Source organism: Variovorax sp. CCNWLW186, from assembly GCF_037203865.1.
In the GTDB taxonomy this organism is placed as follows: domain Bacteria; phylum Pseudomonadota; class Gammaproteobacteria; order Burkholderiales; family Burkholderiaceae_C; genus Variovorax.
This window is the reverse complement of the sequence record NZ_JBBCBO010000003.1, coordinates 165,569-181,231: the sequence shown is the minus strand read 5'-3', so window position 1 is coordinate 181,231 and position 15,663 is coordinate 165,569. Positions and strand designations below refer to the sequence as shown.

The following is a 15,663-nucleotide window of genomic DNA, read 5'->3' as shown; positions in this document are numbered from 1 at the left end:
TGCGGCCTTCGCGGATACTTCGGCACAGATGCGGGGGTTGAGAAAAGCATGTCCATCCAGAACCTGAGCCGCGCCATCGCGGACAACAACAGCAACGACGCCTTTGCGTTGACGCTCAACGTACAGCAGTGGGAAACGCTGGCGGGCTATCTGCAGCCCATCGATACCGGCGTTGGCGACGTTCTCATCGAACAAGGCACCCACGACCGCTCGGTGTATTTCCTCGAAGGCGGCGCCATCAGCGTGCATCGCGTGAGCAGCAAGGAACAGATGAAGCTGGCCGTGCTCATGCCGGGATCGGTGGTGGGCGAAGGCTCGTTCTTCTCGCGCGAGCCGCATTCGGCCAACGTGGTGGTGACCGGCGCCGGCCGCGTGTGGCGCCTCACGGCCATCCGCTTTGCGGAAATGTCCAACCGGCAACCCAACCTCGCCCTCGAGATTGCCATGGGGCTCGGCGCGGTGATCGCCAAGCGCATGGGGCATCGGTCCAAGCGCGTCGCGGTGACCTGAACCTCCATCGGGTCGGTTCCGCAATTCAGGCCCAGACGGCTCTTCACAGCCAGTTTTTGAAATCGTTTTCCTAGAAGTCAGTCGTCATGGCCTTGATCTGTCCGGTGTGCAGCGCGGAGAACCGCGAGGGCGCGAATTTCTGCAGGAGTTGCGGCGGAAAGCTGGCGCCTGCGGCACCGGCGCCGATGGCGCCGCCACCGGGCCCTGAAAGCCGGTCGGAGCGCGAATGGGCCGCCACGGCGCCCGCGCAATTGCGCGCACCCACCATCCCCGGCGGGCTTTTCGACGGCAGCTTGCCGATCGCTTCTCAAGCCGCCTACGCGCATGCCGGATCGCTGGCCGATGAAAAAACCGTCATCGTCGGCGCGGGCCGCTCCAAGCGGCCGCCTTCGCCGCCGCGCGAGCCCCGGGCCAAGAAGGCTTCGAGGCCTCGGACGCCGCGCCCTGCCGGCGCGGAAGTGCGCAACAAGCCGCCGCGTATGCGCGGCGTCCTGCTTTGGCTGGTGCTGCTGGCCGTGGGGCTGCTCATGATCGTCGCCGGCTGGTACGGCTACGGAAAAGGCACGCCGGACGAACAGGCCGAAGCAGCGTCTCCCGCCGTGCCTGTTGTCGCGCCTGTCGTGGCGCCTGTTCCTGCATCGCCAGCTTCCGAGGCGGCACCGCTTGCGTTGCCGCCCACCGAGCCCCCGGCTGCGGCAGATGCGGCACTTGCCGCCGCAGCCCCGGCCACGCCAGCCATCGCAACCCCGAAGCCGCCATCCGCCGCGGCCAAGCCCCGCAAGCCCGCGCCAGCGGCACCGTCGCAGCCGGGCGCGCCCGAGCCCGCGCCGGCAGTGGCCGCCGCGCCCGCGCCGCAGCCCGCAGCGGCGGGACCGTCAGATCCGCAATCCATCTGCGGCGACCGCAATTTCATCGCGAAGGCGCAGTGCATGGCTGCGCAGTGCCTCAAGGCCGAATTCAAGCCGCATGCGCAATGCGAGGCGGTGCGCCGCCAGCAGCGGATCGAAGAAGAAAAGCGCAATCCCACGCTGGTGAACTGAGAGGGCCCGGAAGGCCGCGGCCGCCCCTGCCGGCGCCTTCTCTCAGCCTTTTTGCAGCCGCTCGATGGCGACCGCCAATGCGGCCGGCTTGCCCGACAGCACCAGCGTGTCGCCGTCCGTCAGCACCGTGTCGTCGGTGGGCTCCTGCGGCTGGCCGTCATGCCGGCGCAGGCCGGCAACGCGCACCCCCAGTGTTTCCAGCGCCATCCGCGCCAGCGTCTGGCCGACGGCGCGCGCGCCGGGCGTGAGCGTGAAAGTGTTGAGCCGCTCGTGGTCGAGCTCGTCGGCGTTGTCGTCGTCGGCACCGTGAAAGTAGCCGCGCAGCAGGTTGTAGCGTGCGTCGCGCTGGTCCTGCACCACGCGGATCACGCGCCGCATCGGCACGCCGACCAGGGCCAGCGCATGGCTCGCGAGCATCAGCGAACCCTCGATGGCTTCGGGCACCACCTCGGTGGCGCCGGCGGCCTGCAGCTTCTCCAGGTCGTGGTCGTCCTGGGTGCGCACGATCACCGGCACCTGCGGTGCGTGGGCGCGGGTGTTGGCCAGCACCTTCATGGCGCCGGGCACGTCGAGATAGGTGACGACCACGGCGCTGGCGCGGGCCAGGCCGGCCGCCATCAGCGCCTGCAGCCGCGCCGCATCGCCGAACACCACCGAATCGCCGGCCGCGGCGGCCTGCCGCACGCGGTCGGGGTCGAGGTCCAGCGCCATGTAGGGAATGCCTTCGCGCTCGAGGATGCGCGCCAGGTTCTGGCCGCAGCGCCCGTAGCCGCAGATGATCACGTGCTTGGCGGTGTTGATGGTCTTGCGCGCGATGGACGTCATCTGCAGCGACTGCTGGAGCCAGTCGCTTGCCACCAGCTTGCGCACGATGGCGTTGGTGTACATCACGATGAAAGGCGTGGCCAGCATCGACAGCACCATCGACGCCAGCACCGGGTTGGCCAGCCACGGCGGCAGCAGGCTGCGCTCCTGCGCGAGCGTCAGCAGCACAAAGCCGAACTCGCCCGCCTGCGCCAGGTAGAGGCCGGTGCGCAGCGACACGCCCGAGGTGGCGCCCAGCACCCGCGCCAGCACCGTCACCAGAACCAGCTTGAACGCCAGTGGTATCAGCAGCAGCACACCCACCAGCGCCCAGCGGTCCACCACGATGTGCCAGTCGAGCGACATGCCTACCGTGATGAAGAAGAGCCCCAGCAGCACGTCGTGGAACGGGCGGATGTCGGTTTCGACCTGGTGCTTGTATTCGGTTTCGGAAACCAGCATGCCGGCGATGAAGGCACCCAGCGCCAGGCTCAGCCCGGCCAGTTCGGTGAGCCATGCCAGGCCGAGCGTGATCAGCAGCACGTTCAGGATGAAAAGCTCCTCGCTGCGCCGCCGCGCCACGAGCGTGAGCCACCAGCGCATGATGCGCGGCCCGCCATAAAGCAGAACGCCGATCAGCAGGATGGCCTTCACCGTCGCGAAGCCGATCGCCTTGGCGAGCGCTTCGGGCGGCGCGCCGAGTGCGGGAATCAGCACCAGCAGCGGCACCACCGCCAAGTCCTGGAACAGCAGCACGCCCATGACCCGCTTGCCGTGCTCGCTTTCGAGTTCGAGCCGCTCGGCCATCAGCTTGACTACGATGGCGGTGCTGCTCATGGTGAGCGCGCCCGAGAGGGCCAGCGCCGTCTGCCAGCCGAGCCGCCAGGCCGGCGGGAGCTGCGAGGCGATCAAAAGCGCGCCGGCGGTGGCGAGGGTCATCGTCAGCAACACCTGCAGCAGGCCGAGTCCGAACACGTGCTTGCGCATGGCACGCAGCTTGGGCAAGCTGAACTCCAGCCCGATCACGAACATCAGGAACACCACACCGAATTCGCCCAGGTGACGGATGGCTTCGGAGTTCTGCGCCAATGCCAACGCATGAGGGCCGATCAGCACGCCGGCCGACAGATAGCCGAGCATCGGCGGCAGCTTCAGCGAGCGGCAGACCACGACGCCGATGACCGCGGCAAGCAAATACAACAGCGTGAGATCGAACGAAGACATGGCTGGATGCTAGAGCAATGTCCATGCCCCGCACGCGCCGCTTTCACGCGCTGACGGCAGATGCCGGCCGCCCCGTAAAATCCGCCGATGAGTTCAGCCCCCCTGCCCCCCGTGGTCGACGCCGACGCCATCCTCGCGCGGGCCCGTGCCACCTTCGACATCGAGTCCGATGCCGTACTCGGCCTCAAGTCGCGCGTGGGCCCGAGCTTCGTCGAAGCCGTGCGCAAGGTCCTCGAAGTGCGCGGCCGTGTGGTCGTGATGGGCATGGGCAAGAGCGGCCATGTCGGCCGCAAGATTGCCGCCACCCTGGCCTCCACCGGCACGCCGGCCATGTTCGTCCACCCGGCCGAGGCCAGCCACGGCGACCTCGGCATGATCAAGTCGGTCGACCTGGTGCTGGCCATCTCGAACAGCGGCGAGGTCGACGAGCTCACCGTCATACTGCCCGTGGTCAAGCGACAGGGCGTGCCCCTCATCGCCATGACCGGCCGCACCGATTCCACCCTGGCGCGCCATGCCGACATCGTGATCGATGCCGGCGTTGCCAAGGAAGCCTGCCCGCTCAACCTGGCCCCCACCGCAAGCACCACCGCCCAGATGGCGATGGGCGACGCGCTGGCGGTGGCGCTGCTCGACGCGCGCGGTTTCGGCTCTGAAGACTTCGCGCGCTCGCACCCGGGCGGTGCGCTGGGCCGCAAGCTGCTCACCCATGTGAGCGACGTGATGCGCTCGGGCGACGACGTGCCGCGCGTGGCACCCACCGCAACGCTTAGCGAATTGATGCGCGAGATGAGTTCCAAGGGCCTGGGCGCCACGGCGGTGGTCGACGCCGACGGCCGGGCCATCGGCATCTTCACGGACGGCGACTTGCGTCGGCAGGTGGAGACCGGCGGCGATCTGCGCGGCCTGACCGCTGCCGACGTGATGCACCCCGGCCCGCGCACGCTGCGCGCCGAGGCGCTGGCGGTCGAGGCGGCCGAGCTGATGGAAGAACACCGCATCACCAGCGTGCTCATCGTCGACCCCGCGGGGCTTTTGATCGGCGCGCTCAGCATCAACGACCTGATGCGCGCGAAGGTCATCTGATGCCGCTCGACTTCCAGGCCGAAACCTTGCTCGCCGCGCAGGATGTGCGGGTGGCCTTCTTCGACATCGACGGCGTGCTGACCGACGGCGGCGTGTACTTCACCGAGCACGGCGAAACCCTCAAGCGCTTCAGCATCCTCGACGGCTACGGGCTCAAGCTGCTTCGGCTGGCCGGCATCACGCCGGCGGTGATCACCGGGCGCGACTCCAAGCCGCTGCGCGTGCGGCTCGAGGCGCTCGGGATCCAGCATGTGCGCTACGGCACCGAGGACAAGCTGCCCGCGGCCGAAGCCATGCTCGAACAGCTGGGCTTGGGCTGGCACCAGGCCGCGGCCATCGGCGACGACTGGCCCGACCTGCCGGTGCTGGCGCGCGTCGGCTTTGCAGCGGCGCCGGCCAACGCGCACGTGGAAGTGCGCGACGCCGTCAACTACGTTACCCGCGCGCGCGGCGGCGAAGGCGCGGCGCGCGAGTTCTGCGACGTGCTGCTGACGGCCTGCGGCCAGTACAGGCGCCTGCTCGACGCGGCACGAGGTCCCACGCAATGAGCCGCGCCTGGAACCTGCTGCGCAACGCCGTCGACCGCGCCACCATCTACCTGCCCATCATCCTGACGGCAGCTGTGGCGCTCGGTACCTACTGGCTGGTGCGCAATGCGCCCAAGCTGCTCGAGCCCACCACCAAGGCCGCGCCCACCCACGAGCCCGACTATTTCATGCGCGGCTTCGTCATCAAGAACTACCTGCCCAACGGCGACCTGCGCAGCGAACTCCACGGCAAGGAAGGCCGTCACTACCCCGACACCGACACCACTGAAGTCGACGACGTGCGGGTGCGCTCCGTCTCGCCGCAGGGCTACACGACCCATGCCACGGCCAACCGCGGCCTGTCGAATTCCGACGGCAGCGAGATCCAGCTCTTCGGCAATGCCATCGTGATTCGCGATCCGGTCGTCGGCCCCAACGGCAAGGCCACGCCGCGCCTCGAGTTCCGCGGCGACTTCCTGCACGCGTTCCTCGACACCGAACGCGTGACCTCGAACAAGCCCGTCACCCTCATTCGCGGCACTGACCAGTTCACCGCCGACAACCTCGACTACGACAACCTGAGCGGGGTCGCCAACCTGACCGGGCGGGTGCGCGGCGTCCTGATTCCGTCGGCGGCCGCCTCCGGCGGCAAGCCGCGCTGAAGAAAAAATCACCGGAAGCCACCCCGCACCCATGAGTACGTCCCCGTTGGTCTTCATCACCGGTGCATCGAGCGGCATCGGCCAGGCCCTGGCCGCCCGCTTCCACGAAGCCGGTTACCGGCTGGCCCTTGTGGCACGGCGCACGGCGGAGATCGAAACCTGGGCGAACGCCCGCAATCTCGATCCGGCCAGCTACCAGATCTATAGCGCGGATGTGGCGCAGACCGACAGCATCTTGGCGGCCGGCGCCGCCTGCATCGAGCGTCAAGGCCTGCCCGACGTGGTCATTGCCAACGCCGGCATCAGCGTCGGCATCGACACCACGGAGCGGGACGACATCGACGTGATGGCGCGAACCTTTGCCACCAACAACGTCGGCCTGATGGCCACCTTTCACCCGTTTGTGGCGGCAATGAGGCAGCGCGGCAGCGGCCGGCTGGTCGGCATTGCGAGCGTCGCGGCCATTCGCGGCCTGCCGGGACATGGCGCCTATTGCGCCAGCAAGGCGGGCGTGGTCGCGTACTGCGAGAGCTTGCGCGGCGAGCTGCACAACAGCGGCGTCAAGGTCGTCACCCTCTGCCCCGGCTACATCGACACGCCGCTGACACAGGGCAACCGGTACGGCATGCCATTTCTCATGAAGGCGGAAGATTTTGCAGACCAGGCGGTGCGCGCCATCGAGGCCGGCACCAGCTACCGCGTGATTCCCTGGCAAATGGGCGTTATCGCCAAGCTCATGCGCATGCTGCCGAACGCCCTGCTCGACCGCGCCGTGCAAGGCAGGGCCCGCAAGAAGCGCAGCGGCGAAAGCTGAACCGCCCGCGGCCATTGCCGCGGCTGCGCGAGCGCATCCTTCGCGAGCGCCAAAAGAAAAAGGCTCCCGAGGGAGCCTTTTGCCTGTGTGGCTGGAATGCAGGGCTTAGTAGCCGCTGTTTCCGCCGCCGTAGCCGCCGCCACCACCGCCGGAGCGGCCACCGCCGCCGCCACGGGGACCGGCGCCGTAGGGGCTGCGGAAACCGCCATCGCCACCACCACCGCCGCCGCCACTACGGCCACCACCACCGCCGTAGCCGCCGCCGCCACCGGAACGGCCACCACCGCCGCTGCGATCGCCGCCGCCACCACCGTAGCCGCCACCACCGCCGCCGCCGTAGCCACCACCGCCGCCATAACCACCACCACCGCCGCCGCCGTAGCCGCCACCACCGCTGCGCGGGGGACGTGCTTCCATCGGGCGTGCTTCATTGACGACGACGCTGCGGCCGCCCAGGGGCTGGCCATTCATGCCGTTGATTGCTGCTTGCGCTTCCGCGTCGCTGCCCATCTCGACGAAGCCGAAGCCCTTCGAGCGGCCCGTATCGCGTTCCATCATGACCTTGGCGCTGGTCACCGAGCCGAATTGTCCGAAAGCCTGTTCGAGATCACCGTCGCGCACCGAGTAAGGCAGGTTGCCGACATACAGTTTGTTGCCCATCAAGGGACTCCTATAAACACATCAAGAAAAGCGATGGAGTCCCGAAAGCATCACTCAACCAAGAGCTGTCGAGTCGCGCGAAACTGACCGATCACCGAACTGCCGCCCCGGCAAAATGAAGAGGGAGGCTCGTGCATTATGGGTGAAATACACGAAATGCAAGCAGGAATTTGCTGCTTCCTGTAGGGCCTCCGAAAATTAAAAGAAGCTAGCGCCCGCTTACAAGAACGGCGCCGAAGGGGCCGCAAAGCCGCAGGTAGAATCCGCTCCGTCATTGGGGAGTAGCCGCCTTCCATCACGAGAAGGGCCCGCGTCAACAGACTTGTCCTGCCCCACACGGGACATGGCGCGTGCAGTGATTCACCTGGCGAGACCTTTGACCGTGCAACTTCGGGAATTTGGCCGAAGGTGTTGCACGGTCAATTGCGTCCTTCGGCCCAAGGAACCCCTGCTCTCATGGAAGCTTTTCTCGTTGCAACCGGCGTGGTCGCGCTCGCCGAAATGGGCGACAAGACCCAGTTGCTGGCCCTGCTGCTGGCCGCCCGCTTCAGAAAACCCTGGCCGATCGTGCTCGGGATCTTCGTTGCCACCATCGTCAACCATGCCCTGGCCGGCGCCGTCGGCAACTGGATCACTCACTGGCTCGGCCCCGACGTGCTGCGCTGGATCCTGGGCGGCTCGTTCATCGCCATGGCTGCCTGGATGCTGATTCCGGACAAGCTCGACGAAGACGACGCGCCCGCGGCGTCGCACTACGGGGTATTCGGCACCACGCTCATTGCGTTCTTCCTGGCTGAAATGGGCGACAAGACCCAGATCGCCACCGTCATGCTCGCCGCCCGGTTCACCGACGCCTACATCTGGGTGGTCACGGGCACCACGCTCGGCATGATGCTGGCCAATGCGCCCGTGGTCTGGCTGGGCGACAAGCTGGTGAAGCGCGTGCCGATCACGCTCGTGCACGGCATCTCGGCGGCGATCTTCCTGGTGCTCGGCATCGTGATGATCATCGGCTGGTAACGCGGCAGGGCGATATACTGCCGGCTGCGCCGATTTGCTTCAGCTTGCGGGCGCTTTATAAATTCAGCTAAAGACAGTCAGTTGGCGAACAACCCGGCTCGTTTTTGGCGAGGCCGGGTTTTTTATTGATGTCGTCAACTTCTTTGGTCGTCTCTGCGCAGTCGATGCAGTTCGCGGGCCCGCTGGCCCTGCGCAGCGGCGCGTCGCTCGGCAGCTACACGCTCGCCTACGAAACCTACGGCACCCTGAACGCCGACCGCAGCAATGCGGTGCTGGTGTGCCATGCGCTCAATGCCTCGCACCATGTCGCCGGTGTCTACGAAGGCCAGGCCAAGTCCGAAGGCTGGTGGGACAACATGGTGGGCCCGGGCAAGCCGGTCGACACCAACCGCTTCTTCGTGATCGGCGTGAACAACCTCGGCTCCTGCTTCGGCTCGACGGGTCCGATGCACACCAATCCGGCCACGGGGCGCATCTACGGCGCCGATTTTCCGGTGGTCACGGTCGAGGACTGGGTCGACGCCCAGGCCGTGCTGCTCGACGCGCTCGGCATTCGCACGCTTGCGGCCGTGATGGGCGGCAGCCTCGGCGGCATGCAGGCGCTGTCGTGGACGCTGCAGTACCCGGACCGCGTGCGCCACGCCGTGGTGGTGGCCAGCGCGCCCAACCTCACGGCCGAGAACATTGCGTTCAACGAAGTGGCCCGCCGCGCCATCGTCTCCGACCCCGACTTTCATGGCGGCCACTTCTACGAGCACGGCGTCATTCCGAAGCGAGGCCTGCGTATCGCGCGGATGATCGGCCACATCACCTACCTGAGCGACGACGTCATGAACGAGAAGTTCGGACGCATCCTGCGCAGCGCGGTGGAAGGCGAGGCGGCCACGCTGGACTACCGCTATTCCACCCAGGAAATCGAGTTCCAGATCGAAAGCTACCTGCGCTACCAGGGCGACAAATTCAGCGAGTACTTCGACGCCAACACCTACCTCCTGATCACGCGCGCGCTCGACTACTTTGACCCGGCACGCGCGCACGGCGGGAACCTCAGCGCTGCGCTTGCGAAGGCCACCGCCAAGTTTTTGCTCGTGAGCTTCAAGACCGACTGGCGCTTTTCGCCGGCACGCAGCCGCGAACTGGTGAAGGCGCTGCTCGATAACCGCCGCAACGTGAGCTACGCCGAAATCGATGCGCCGCACGGGCACGACGCGTTCCTGCTCGACGACGTGCGCTACATGGGCGTGGTGCGGTCCTATTTCGAGCGCGTGGCCCTTGAAACCGAGGCTGAAGGGAGTGCCGCCCAATGAGCGATATCGAAACCCAGCGCCTCATCGCCAACCTGGTGCCCGAGGGCGCGCGCGTGCTCGACCTCGGCTGCGGCGACGGCGCCCTGCTCGACCTGCTGCAGCGCGAGCGCGGCTGCACAGGCTACGGCGTGGAAATTGCCGATGGCAACGTGCTGCAGTGCATTCGCCGCGGCGTCGACGTGATCCAGCTGAACCTCGACGAAGGCCTGGCGGTGTTCGACGACGCCACGTTCGACGTGGTGCTGCAGATCGACACGCTGCAGCACCTGCGCAATGCCGAGGTCATGCTGCGCGAAACCGCGCGCGTGGGCCGCATCGGCATCGTGGCCTTCCCCAACTTTGCGCATTGGCCCAACCGCATCAGCATTGCACGCGGCCGCATGCCGGTGACGCGCCGCCTGCCCTACCAGTGGTACGACACGCCCAACATCCGCGTCGGCACGTTCAAGGACTTTGAAGTGCTGGCGCAAAAGAACAGCCTGCGCGTGCTCGACGCGTTCGGCGTGCAGGAAGGCCGCAGCGTGCGCTGGCTGCCCAATGCGCGCGCGAGCACGGCGGTGTTCAAGTTCGAGCGGGAGCGCTGAGCGCTTTCGCGCCTCGCAAGAACGAACACGGCGGCCTCATGAGCTTCACGCTCTCGCAACCGGCGCACAGCGACCTGCTGGTCAAGAAGAGCCGCTTCATCGGTTGCGTGCAGCCCGTGGCCGACCGCGCCGCTGCGCTCGCCGTGGTGGCGGCGCTGCGCAACGAACACCCCGCCGCTGCGCATGTGTGTTGGGCGTTGATGGCAGGTGGTCAATCGGCGGCCAACGACGACGGCGAGCCCGGCGGCACCGCCGGACGGCCGATGCTCGAGGTGCTGCGGCACCAGCAGCTCGAAGGCGTGCTCGCTACCGTGGTACGTTATTTCGGCGGCATCAAGCTGGGCGCGGGCGGGCTCGTGCGGGCCTACACCGATGCGGTTGCGCAGGCTTGTGTCGGCGCAACGCTGGTCCCGCTGGTGCGCCAGCGGCTGCTGCAATGCACCGTGCCCTATGCGCTCGAAGGGCTCGTGCGGCGCGAGATTGCAGCTGTGAGCGGCGCCTCCATTACAGACGTGCGGCACGGCGACGCAGTGGAATTCGCATTCACGCTGCCCGAGCCTGACGCCAACGCCTTCATCGCCCGCCTCGACGATGCTGCGCAAGGGCGCGCCGTCTGGCCGCAGGCGTAAGCCGCCGCGCGGGCACCGCCGGAGGCACTGCCATCCCCAGCACGCCGCGCGGCGCGAGCGCCACGGGCGCCTCATCGTCGCCCGGACCGCGGCGCGCCATCTCGGCGGTGACGATGCCGGTCGGCACCGCCAGCACGCCCCAGCCCACCAGCATCATCACGGAAGCAATGGCGCGGCCGAGATCGGTCTTGGGCACCAGGTCCCCGAAGCCCACGGTAGCCATGGTCGAGATGGCCCAGTAGATCGCTACCGGAATGCTGGTGAAACCGTGCACCGGCCCTTCCACCACGTACATCAGCGTGCCCATCACCAGCACCACCAGCATCACAAAGCCGACGAACACCGTGATCTTCCGGCGGCTGGCGGCCACGGCAGAGACCAGCGCGCGGTATTCCACCGAGTAGCGCGAAAGCTTGAAGATGCGGAACACGCGCAAAAGCCGCAGCACGCGCACATCGATGAGGTAGGCGAGCTCGGGCGCGAACGCCACCAGGTACGTTGGCAGCAGCGCGAGCAGGTCGATCACCCCGTAGAAGCTCAGCGCATAGCGCATCGGCTTGTTCACGCAGGCGAGCCGCGCGATGTATTCGAGCGTGAAGAGAATGGTGAAGCCCCATTCGAACGCATTGAAGAGAGGCCGCCACTGGTCGCGGATCGACTGCACGCTGTCGAGGATGACCACCAGCACGCTGGTCACGATCACGGCGATCAGCGCCAGGTCGAAGAGCAGGCCGGCGCGCGTGTCGGCCTCGAAGATCACGGTGAACAAGCGGCGCCGCCAGCCGCTTGCCGGCTTGTCGAAGCGCGCGTCGATGGTCGAGGAGATAGCCAGGGTCCGGGCAGCGGGAGCGGTGTTCGATCGGGTCATCTTGCGAGCCAGGAGGTCACGGAAGGGGCATTGTCCAATGCGGCGGGGATTTATTCAGTTACGTTTCTTGCGCAATGAAGTGCCGCAGGCCATGGAGTGGTTCTTACGATAGCCCCTTTGTTGAGGAGCTCCCCTTTGGCTACACAGTCCCCATTTTTCGGCAAGCGTGATCGTGACACCGACTCGTTGACCTCCCGCCCCGCGCCGCTGGTGGGCTCGGGTACCAATCTCTCGGGTTCGCCCGTCAACCCTTCTTCCCTCACCGCACAGCAAGGCGGCCTGGCTCCGGCGGCCGCTCCCGCCGCCAAGGAAGGCGGCAGCAAGCTCACCGTCGGCCCCAACATCAAGCTCAAGGGCGTCGAGATCACCGATTGCGACACACTCGTGGTCGAAGGCCTCGTCGAGGCCACCATGGACTCGCGCCTGATGCAGATCGCCGAGCAGGGCGAATTCAAGGGCTCGGCCGAAATCGACATCGCCGAAATCCGCGGCATTTTCGACGGCAGCCTCACGGTGCGCGAAAAGCTCGTGATCCATTCGACCGGCAAGGTCACCGGCAAGATCCGCTACGGCAAGATCGTGATCGAAGAAGGCGGCCAGCTCTCGGGCGAAATCAGCTTCGGCGCCAAGCAGTCGCTGCAATCGGCCACCTGATCCATATCTGACTCCTAGCTGTCAGGCCGCCTCTTCGGGCGGCTTCCAACCCAGGCGCTCCAGCAAGGCACCGGCCGCGGCCGGTGCTTTTTCTTTGGCGCCGTTGATGAAATAGACGAACACGTCGCGCTTCTTGGGCGTTTTGGCCCACTGCTGCGCGCGCTCGGCCCAGCTGTCGAGCGCCTTCGGCGCATAGCCGGTCTTGAGCTTGGCGTCTGCCATCATGAGCCGTGCGTAGGCGAAGTCGCCCTCGGGCTCCTCGAACGAAGGAAACTTGTCGGCGTCGGTGAACACGGTCGACACCTTGTGCTTCTTCGCGAGCGCCCGGTAGGCGGGCGTGATGAAGCTCTCATGCCGCACGTCCATCACGTGGCGCAGCACGCGGCTGCCTTCCTTCTTGGGCAGCAGCTCCAGAAAGGCCTCGAAGTCTTCCGCATCGAACTGCTTGGTGGGCATGAACTGCCACACGATCGGTCCGAGCTTGTCGCCCAACTCGCTCACGCCGCTGTCGATGAAGCGCTTGATCGAGTCTTCCGCCGTGGCCAGCACCTTGCGGTTGGTCGAAAAGCGCGAGGCTTTCATCGAGAACATGAAGTCGTCGGGCACTTCGTCGTGCCACTTGCGGAAAGTTTCGGGCTTGAAGGTGCTGTAGTAGGTGCCGTTGATCTCGATGGCGCTGACCTTGCGGCTCGCATAGCGCAGCTCCTTTGCGTGCGCGAGCCCCTTGGGGTAGAAGTTGTCCCGCCAGGGCTCGTAGGTCCAGCCGCCGATGCCCACCTTGATATTCGCCTGCGTCCGAGTCGATGTTGCCTTGCTCACATTGCGCTCCGGGTTGAGATCGCCGCACTCTACGCGGGGTCGCGGCGAGGCGCAAAATGCGATTTTTCGTCACCCCCGCGGAGAACCCACCGATGAACGCCCCCCTGCACCGCGAAATGCCCGCCGGAACGCTCGACGCCGAGCGCGCCCTCTCCGATGTCACCGCCCAATGGGACGGCGATATCGTCAGGCAACTCACCGACTACATCGCCATTCCCGCCAAGTCGCCCGGCTTCGACAAGGACTGGTCGGCCAACGGCTACCTGGAAACGGTGCTGCGCAACGCGGCCGCCTGGGTCGAGGCGCAGAAGGTCGAAGGCCTGAAGCTGGAAATCGTGCGGCTCGAAGGCCGCACGCCGGTGCTGTTCTTCGAAGTGCCGGCCACCGGTACCGACATGAGCGAAACCGTGCTGATGTACGGCCACCTCGACAAGCAGCCCGAATTCACCGGCTGGCGCAACGACCTCGGGCCCTGGACGCCCAAGTACGAGAACGGCCTGCTCTACGGCCGCGGCGGCGCCGACGACGGCTATGCGGTCTACGCCAGCGTCGCCGCGCTGCAGGCATTGAAGAACCAAGGCGCGGCCCATCCGCGCATCGTGGGCATCATCGAGACCTGCGAGGAAAGCGGCTCCTACGACCTGCTGCCGTACGTCGATGCGCTGCGCCCGCGCCTGGGCAATGTGGAACTGGTGATCTGCCTCGATTCCGGCGCCGGCAACTACGACCAGCTGTGGCTCACCACGTCGCTGCGCGGCATGGCCAGCGGCACGCTCAAGGTCGAGGTGCTGACCGAGGGCATTCACTCCGGCGATGCGTCGGGCCTGGTGCCTTCGAGCTTTCGCATCATGCGGCAGGTGCTCGACCGGCTCGAAGACAGCGCCACCGGCCGCCTGCTGCCCGCGAGCTTTCATTGCGAAGTGCCGGCCGATCGCCTGGCGCAGGCCAAGGCCACCGCCGCCATCCTTGGCGAAGAGGTCTACAAGCGCTTTCCTTGGGCGCACTACGACTGCGGCGGCTCGACCATGTTCGCGTTGCCGACCACCACCGACCCGGTCGAGGCGCTGCTCAACCGCACCTGGAAGCCCACGCTGTCGGTCACCGGCGCCGAAGGCTTTCCGGCGCTGAAGGATGCGGGCAACGTGCTGCGCCCCTACACCGCGTTCAAGCTCTCGCTGCGCCTGCCGCCGCTGGTCGACGCGGCCGAGGCGGTGCAGAAGCTGAAAGCGCTGCTCGAGGACAACGCGCCCTACCAGGCGCGTGTCACCTTCGAAAGCGGCGGCGGCGCCACCGGCTGGAACGCGCCGACGATCACGCCGTGGTTCGAAGACGCGCTCAACAAGGCTTCGCAGGCGCACTTCGGCGCGTCTTGCGGCTACATCGGCCAGGGCGGCACCATTCCGCTGATGAACATGCTGAGCGCGGGTTTTCCCAAGGCGCAGATGATGGTCTGCGGTGTGCTCGGTCCGAAGAGCAACGCGCACGGACCCAACGAGTTCCTGCATGTGCCGTATGCCAAGAAGCTGACGGCCGCCGTGGCTGAAGTGATTGCGGCCTTGCCGGCTGCGCACCGCACCGCCGCCGCGGAGCCGGCCGCCGCTTGACCGGACCTGCGCCGCAGCACGTTTCACTGACCGCGCCTGACGGCGAGACGCTGGCGCTGCGCCGTCTTCCCGCGGCCGGCGCGCCGCGTGCGGTGGTGGTCCTGGCGCACGGGCTCGGCGAGCATGCGGGGCGCTATATGCAGCTTGCCGCGCGCCTGCGTGAATGGAATTTCGCGGTGTGGGCGTACGACCATCACGGCCACGGCGAATCGTCGGGCGCGCGCGGCGGTCTGCCAAGCGAGCTGCGGCTGGTCGAAGATCTTGCGCTGGTCATCGACGACGCTCGCCGCGAGAACGCCGGCCTACCATTGGTGCTGCTGGGCCACAGCCTGGGCGGGCTGGTCGCGGCCAGCCTGGTGTCGCGCAGCGTGCGGCCGGTCGATGGGCTGGTGCTGTCGTCCCCGGGGTTCGATCCCGGCCTGAGCGCTCTACAAAAGGCGCTGCTCGCAGTGTTGCCGCGCATTGCGCCGAACCTGCGCGTTGGCAATGGGCTCGACGACAACTTTCTTTCGCACGACCCGGCCATCGTGCGGGCCTACCGTGCCGATCCGCTCACGCACGACCGCATCGGCAGCCGGCTGGCGCGTTTTCTCGCGCACGAAGGGGCGGCCATCCAGCAGGCCGCGCCGCATTGGCCCGTGCCCACGCTGTTGATGTATGCGGGCGACGATCATCTCGTGAGGCCGGCCGCCAGCCGTGCCTTTGCCGCGGCGGCCGCGCCCGGTGGCATGGTCGAGGCGCATTGCTTCGAGGCCCTGTACCACGAGATATTCAACGAGTTGGATGCCGGGCCCGTGTTCGCCGCGCTGCGGCGGTGGCTCGATACGCGCTTTCCGCCCAACTGAGCGGTG

17 protein-coding genes and 1 riboswitch are annotated in these 15,663 nt (G+C 66.9%); of the genes, 13 read left to right on the top strand and 4 right to left on the bottom strand.

What is annotated here, in order from left to right; translation table 11 throughout:
• Window positions 1–48: 48 nt before the first annotated feature.
• The gene (locus V9K97_RS05095; protein ID WP_126749319.1) at window positions 49–510 is read left to right on the top strand and encodes a Crp/Fnr family transcriptional regulator; all 462 of its coding nucleotides are present in this window, start codon (window positions 49–51) and stop codon (window positions 508–510) included.
• A gap of 86 nt (window positions 511–596) precedes the next feature.
• The gene (locus V9K97_RS05090) at window positions 597–1,550 is read left to right on the top strand and encodes a zinc ribbon domain-containing protein (protein ID WP_337316719.1); all 954 of its coding nucleotides are present in this window, start codon (window positions 597–599) and stop codon (window positions 1,548–1,550) included.
• A gap of 42 nt (window positions 1,551–1,592) precedes the next feature.
• On the opposite strand, the gene V9K97_RS05085 is transcribed toward V9K97_RS05090, so the two are convergent.
• On the bottom strand, window positions 1,593–3,578 hold the full coding sequence (locus tag V9K97_RS05085; protein WP_337316717.1) for a monovalent cation:proton antiporter-2 (CPA2) family protein: 1,986 nt from the start codon (window positions 3,576–3,578) through the stop codon (window positions 1,593–1,595).
• A gap of 87 nt (window positions 3,579–3,665) precedes the next feature.
• Here V9K97_RS05085 and V9K97_RS05080 point away from each other — a divergent pair, with 87 nt between their 5' ends.
• Genes V9K97_RS05080 through V9K97_RS05065 form a run of 4 tightly spaced genes read left to right on the top strand, consistent with a single transcriptional unit; the run spans window position 3,666 to window position 6,667 of the window.
• The gene (locus V9K97_RS05080; RefSeq protein ID WP_337316715.1) at window positions 3,666–4,664 is read left to right on the top strand and encodes a KpsF/GutQ family sugar-phosphate isomerase; all 999 of its coding nucleotides are present in this window, start codon (window positions 3,666–3,668) and stop codon (window positions 4,662–4,664) included.
• Window positions 4,664–5,212 carry a KdsC family phosphatase gene (locus V9K97_RS05075; protein WP_337316713.1) on the top strand — a complete coding sequence of 183 codons (549 nt, stop codon included), beginning with the start codon at window positions 4,664–4,666 and terminating at the stop codon, window positions 5,210–5,212. Before V9K97_RS05080 ends, V9K97_RS05075 begins: the two co-directional genes overlap by 1 nt.
• On the top strand, window positions 5,209–5,853 hold the full coding sequence (gene lptC / locus V9K97_RS05070; RefSeq protein WP_337316711.1) for an LPS export ABC transporter periplasmic protein LptC: 645 nt from the start codon (window positions 5,209–5,211) through the stop codon (window positions 5,851–5,853). The genes V9K97_RS05075 and lptC overlap by 4 nt, the downstream gene beginning before the upstream one ends.
• 31 nt (window positions 5,854–5,884) lie before the next feature.
• Window positions 5,885–6,667, top strand: a complete 783-nt coding sequence (locus V9K97_RS05065; RefSeq protein ID WP_337309616.1) for an SDR family oxidoreductase — start codon at window positions 5,885–5,887, stop codon at window positions 6,665–6,667.
• 105 nt (window positions 6,668–6,772) lie between these two features.
• Here V9K97_RS05065 and V9K97_RS05060 read toward each other — a convergent pair whose 3' ends face one another.
• On the bottom strand, window positions 6,773–7,327 hold the full coding sequence (locus V9K97_RS05060; RefSeq protein ID WP_337316709.1) for an RNA recognition motif domain-containing protein: 555 nt from the start codon (window positions 7,325–7,327) through the stop codon (window positions 6,773–6,775).
• 263 nt (window positions 7,328–7,590) lie between these two features.
• A riboswitch (yybP-ykoY riboswitch) is annotated at window positions 7,591–7,774 on the top strand.
• A gap of 9 nt (window positions 7,775–7,783) precedes the next feature.
• Here V9K97_RS05060 and V9K97_RS05055 point away from each other — a divergent pair.
• The 4 genes from V9K97_RS05055 to V9K97_RS05040 all read left to right on the top strand — a co-directional run bounded on the left by V9K97_RS05055 (window position 7,784) and on the right by V9K97_RS05040 (window position 10,867).
• Window positions 7,784–8,347, top strand: a complete 564-nt coding sequence (locus V9K97_RS05055) for a TMEM165/GDT1 family protein (RefSeq protein ID WP_258503108.1) — start codon at window positions 7,784–7,786, stop codon at window positions 8,345–8,347.
• A 128-nt stretch (window positions 8,348–8,475) separates the two neighbouring features.
• Window positions 8,476–9,654, top strand: a complete 1,179-nt coding sequence (gene metX / locus V9K97_RS05050; protein WP_337316707.1) for a homoserine O-succinyltransferase MetX — start codon at window positions 8,476–8,478, stop codon at window positions 9,652–9,654.
• Window positions 9,651–10,238 carry a methionine biosynthesis protein MetW gene (metW, locus tag V9K97_RS05045; protein WP_337297306.1) on the top strand — a complete coding sequence of 196 codons (588 nt, stop codon included), beginning with the start codon at window positions 9,651–9,653 and terminating at the stop codon, window positions 10,236–10,238. The genes metX and metW overlap by 4 nt, the downstream gene beginning before the upstream one ends.
• Window positions 10,239–10,276: 38 nt before the next feature.
• Window positions 10,277–10,867, top strand: a complete 591-nt coding sequence (locus V9K97_RS05040; RefSeq protein ID WP_258503105.1) for an IMPACT family protein — start codon at window positions 10,277–10,279, stop codon at window positions 10,865–10,867.
• Here V9K97_RS05040 and V9K97_RS05035 read toward each other — a convergent pair.
• The gene (locus V9K97_RS05035) at window positions 10,812–11,735 is read right to left on the bottom strand and encodes an ion transporter (RefSeq protein ID WP_337316705.1); all 924 of its coding nucleotides are present in this window, start codon (window positions 11,733–11,735) and stop codon (window positions 10,812–10,814) included. The two genes, V9K97_RS05040 and V9K97_RS05035, sit on opposite strands and share 56 nt — an antisense overlap.
• Window positions 11,736–11,870: 135 nt before the next feature.
• On the opposite strand from V9K97_RS05035, the gene V9K97_RS05030 reads away from it, so the two are divergent.
• Window positions 11,871–12,389, top strand: coding sequence for a bactofilin family protein (locus V9K97_RS05030; RefSeq protein WP_258503102.1), 519 nt, complete (start codon window positions 11,871–11,873; stop codon window positions 12,387–12,389).
• Window positions 12,390–12,410: 21 nt separating this feature from the next.
• On the opposite strand, the gene V9K97_RS05025 is transcribed toward V9K97_RS05030, so the two are convergent.
• The gene (locus V9K97_RS05025) at window positions 12,411–13,208 is read right to left on the bottom strand and encodes a DUF72 domain-containing protein (RefSeq protein WP_337316703.1); all 798 of its coding nucleotides are present in this window, start codon (window positions 13,206–13,208) and stop codon (window positions 12,411–12,413) included.
• 92 nt (window positions 13,209–13,300) lie between these two features.
• Here V9K97_RS05025 and V9K97_RS05020 point away from each other — a divergent pair, with 92 nt between their 5' ends.
• Together V9K97_RS05020 and V9K97_RS05015 are read left to right on the top strand one after the other, a co-directional pair.
• Window positions 13,301–14,812 carry a M20 family metallopeptidase gene (locus V9K97_RS05020; RefSeq protein WP_337309634.1) on the top strand — a complete coding sequence of 504 codons (1,512 nt, stop codon included), beginning with the start codon at window positions 13,301–13,303 and terminating at the stop codon, window positions 14,810–14,812.
• On the top strand, window positions 14,809–15,657 hold the full coding sequence (locus V9K97_RS05015; RefSeq protein ID WP_337316701.1) for an alpha/beta hydrolase: 849 nt from the start codon (window positions 14,809–14,811) through the stop codon (window positions 15,655–15,657). Before V9K97_RS05020 ends, V9K97_RS05015 begins: the two co-directional genes overlap by 4 nt.
• The last annotated feature ends 6 nt before the right edge of the window (window positions 15,658–15,663 follow it).

Excerpts from the sequence above, each read along its gene's own strand:
- V9K97_RS05035 (WP_337316705.1), bottom strand. The coding sequence starts at position 11,735 with ATGACCCGATCGAACACCGCTCCCGCTGCCCGGACCCTGGCTATCTCC.
- V9K97_RS05065 (WP_337309616.1), top strand. The coding sequence starts at position 5,885 with ATGAGTACGTCCCCGTTGGTCTTCATCACCGGTGCATCGAGCGGCATC.
- V9K97_RS05080 (WP_337316715.1), top strand. The coding sequence starts at position 3,666 with ATGAGTTCAGCCCCCCTGCCCCCCGTGGTCGACGCCGACGCCATCCTC.
- V9K97_RS05090 (WP_337316719.1), top strand. The coding sequence starts at position 597 with ATGGCCTTGATCTGTCCGGTGTGCAGCGCGGAGAACCGCGAGGGCGCG.
- lptC (WP_337316711.1), top strand. The coding sequence starts at position 5,209 with ATGAGCCGCGCCTGGAACCTGCTGCGCAACGCCGTCGACCGCGCCACC.
- V9K97_RS05060 (WP_337316709.1), bottom strand. The coding sequence starts at position 7,327 with ATGGGCAACAAACTGTATGTCGGCAACCTGCCTTACTCGGTGCGCGAC.
- V9K97_RS05095 (WP_126749319.1), top strand. The coding sequence starts at position 49 with ATGTCCATCCAGAACCTGAGCCGCGCCATCGCGGACAACAACAGCAAC.
- V9K97_RS05040 (WP_258503105.1), top strand. The coding sequence starts at position 10,277 with ATGAGCTTCACGCTCTCGCAACCGGCGCACAGCGACCTGCTGGTCAAG.
- V9K97_RS05020 (WP_337309634.1), top strand. The coding sequence starts at position 13,301 with ATGAACGCCCCCCTGCACCGCGAAATGCCCGCCGGAACGCTCGACGCC.
- metW (WP_337297306.1), top strand. The coding sequence starts at position 9,651 with ATGAGCGATATCGAAACCCAGCGCCTCATCGCCAACCTGGTGCCCGAG.
- metX (WP_337316707.1), top strand. The coding sequence starts at position 8,476 with ATGTCGTCAACTTCTTTGGTCGTCTCTGCGCAGTCGATGCAGTTCGCG.
- V9K97_RS05085 (WP_337316717.1), bottom strand. The coding sequence starts at position 3,578 with ATGTCTTCGTTCGATCTCACGCTGTTGTATTTGCTTGCCGCGGTCATC.
- V9K97_RS05055 (WP_258503108.1), top strand. The coding sequence starts at position 7,784 with ATGGAAGCTTTTCTCGTTGCAACCGGCGTGGTCGCGCTCGCCGAAATG.
- V9K97_RS05075 (WP_337316713.1), top strand. The coding sequence starts at position 4,664 with ATGCCGCTCGACTTCCAGGCCGAAACCTTGCTCGCCGCGCAGGATGTG.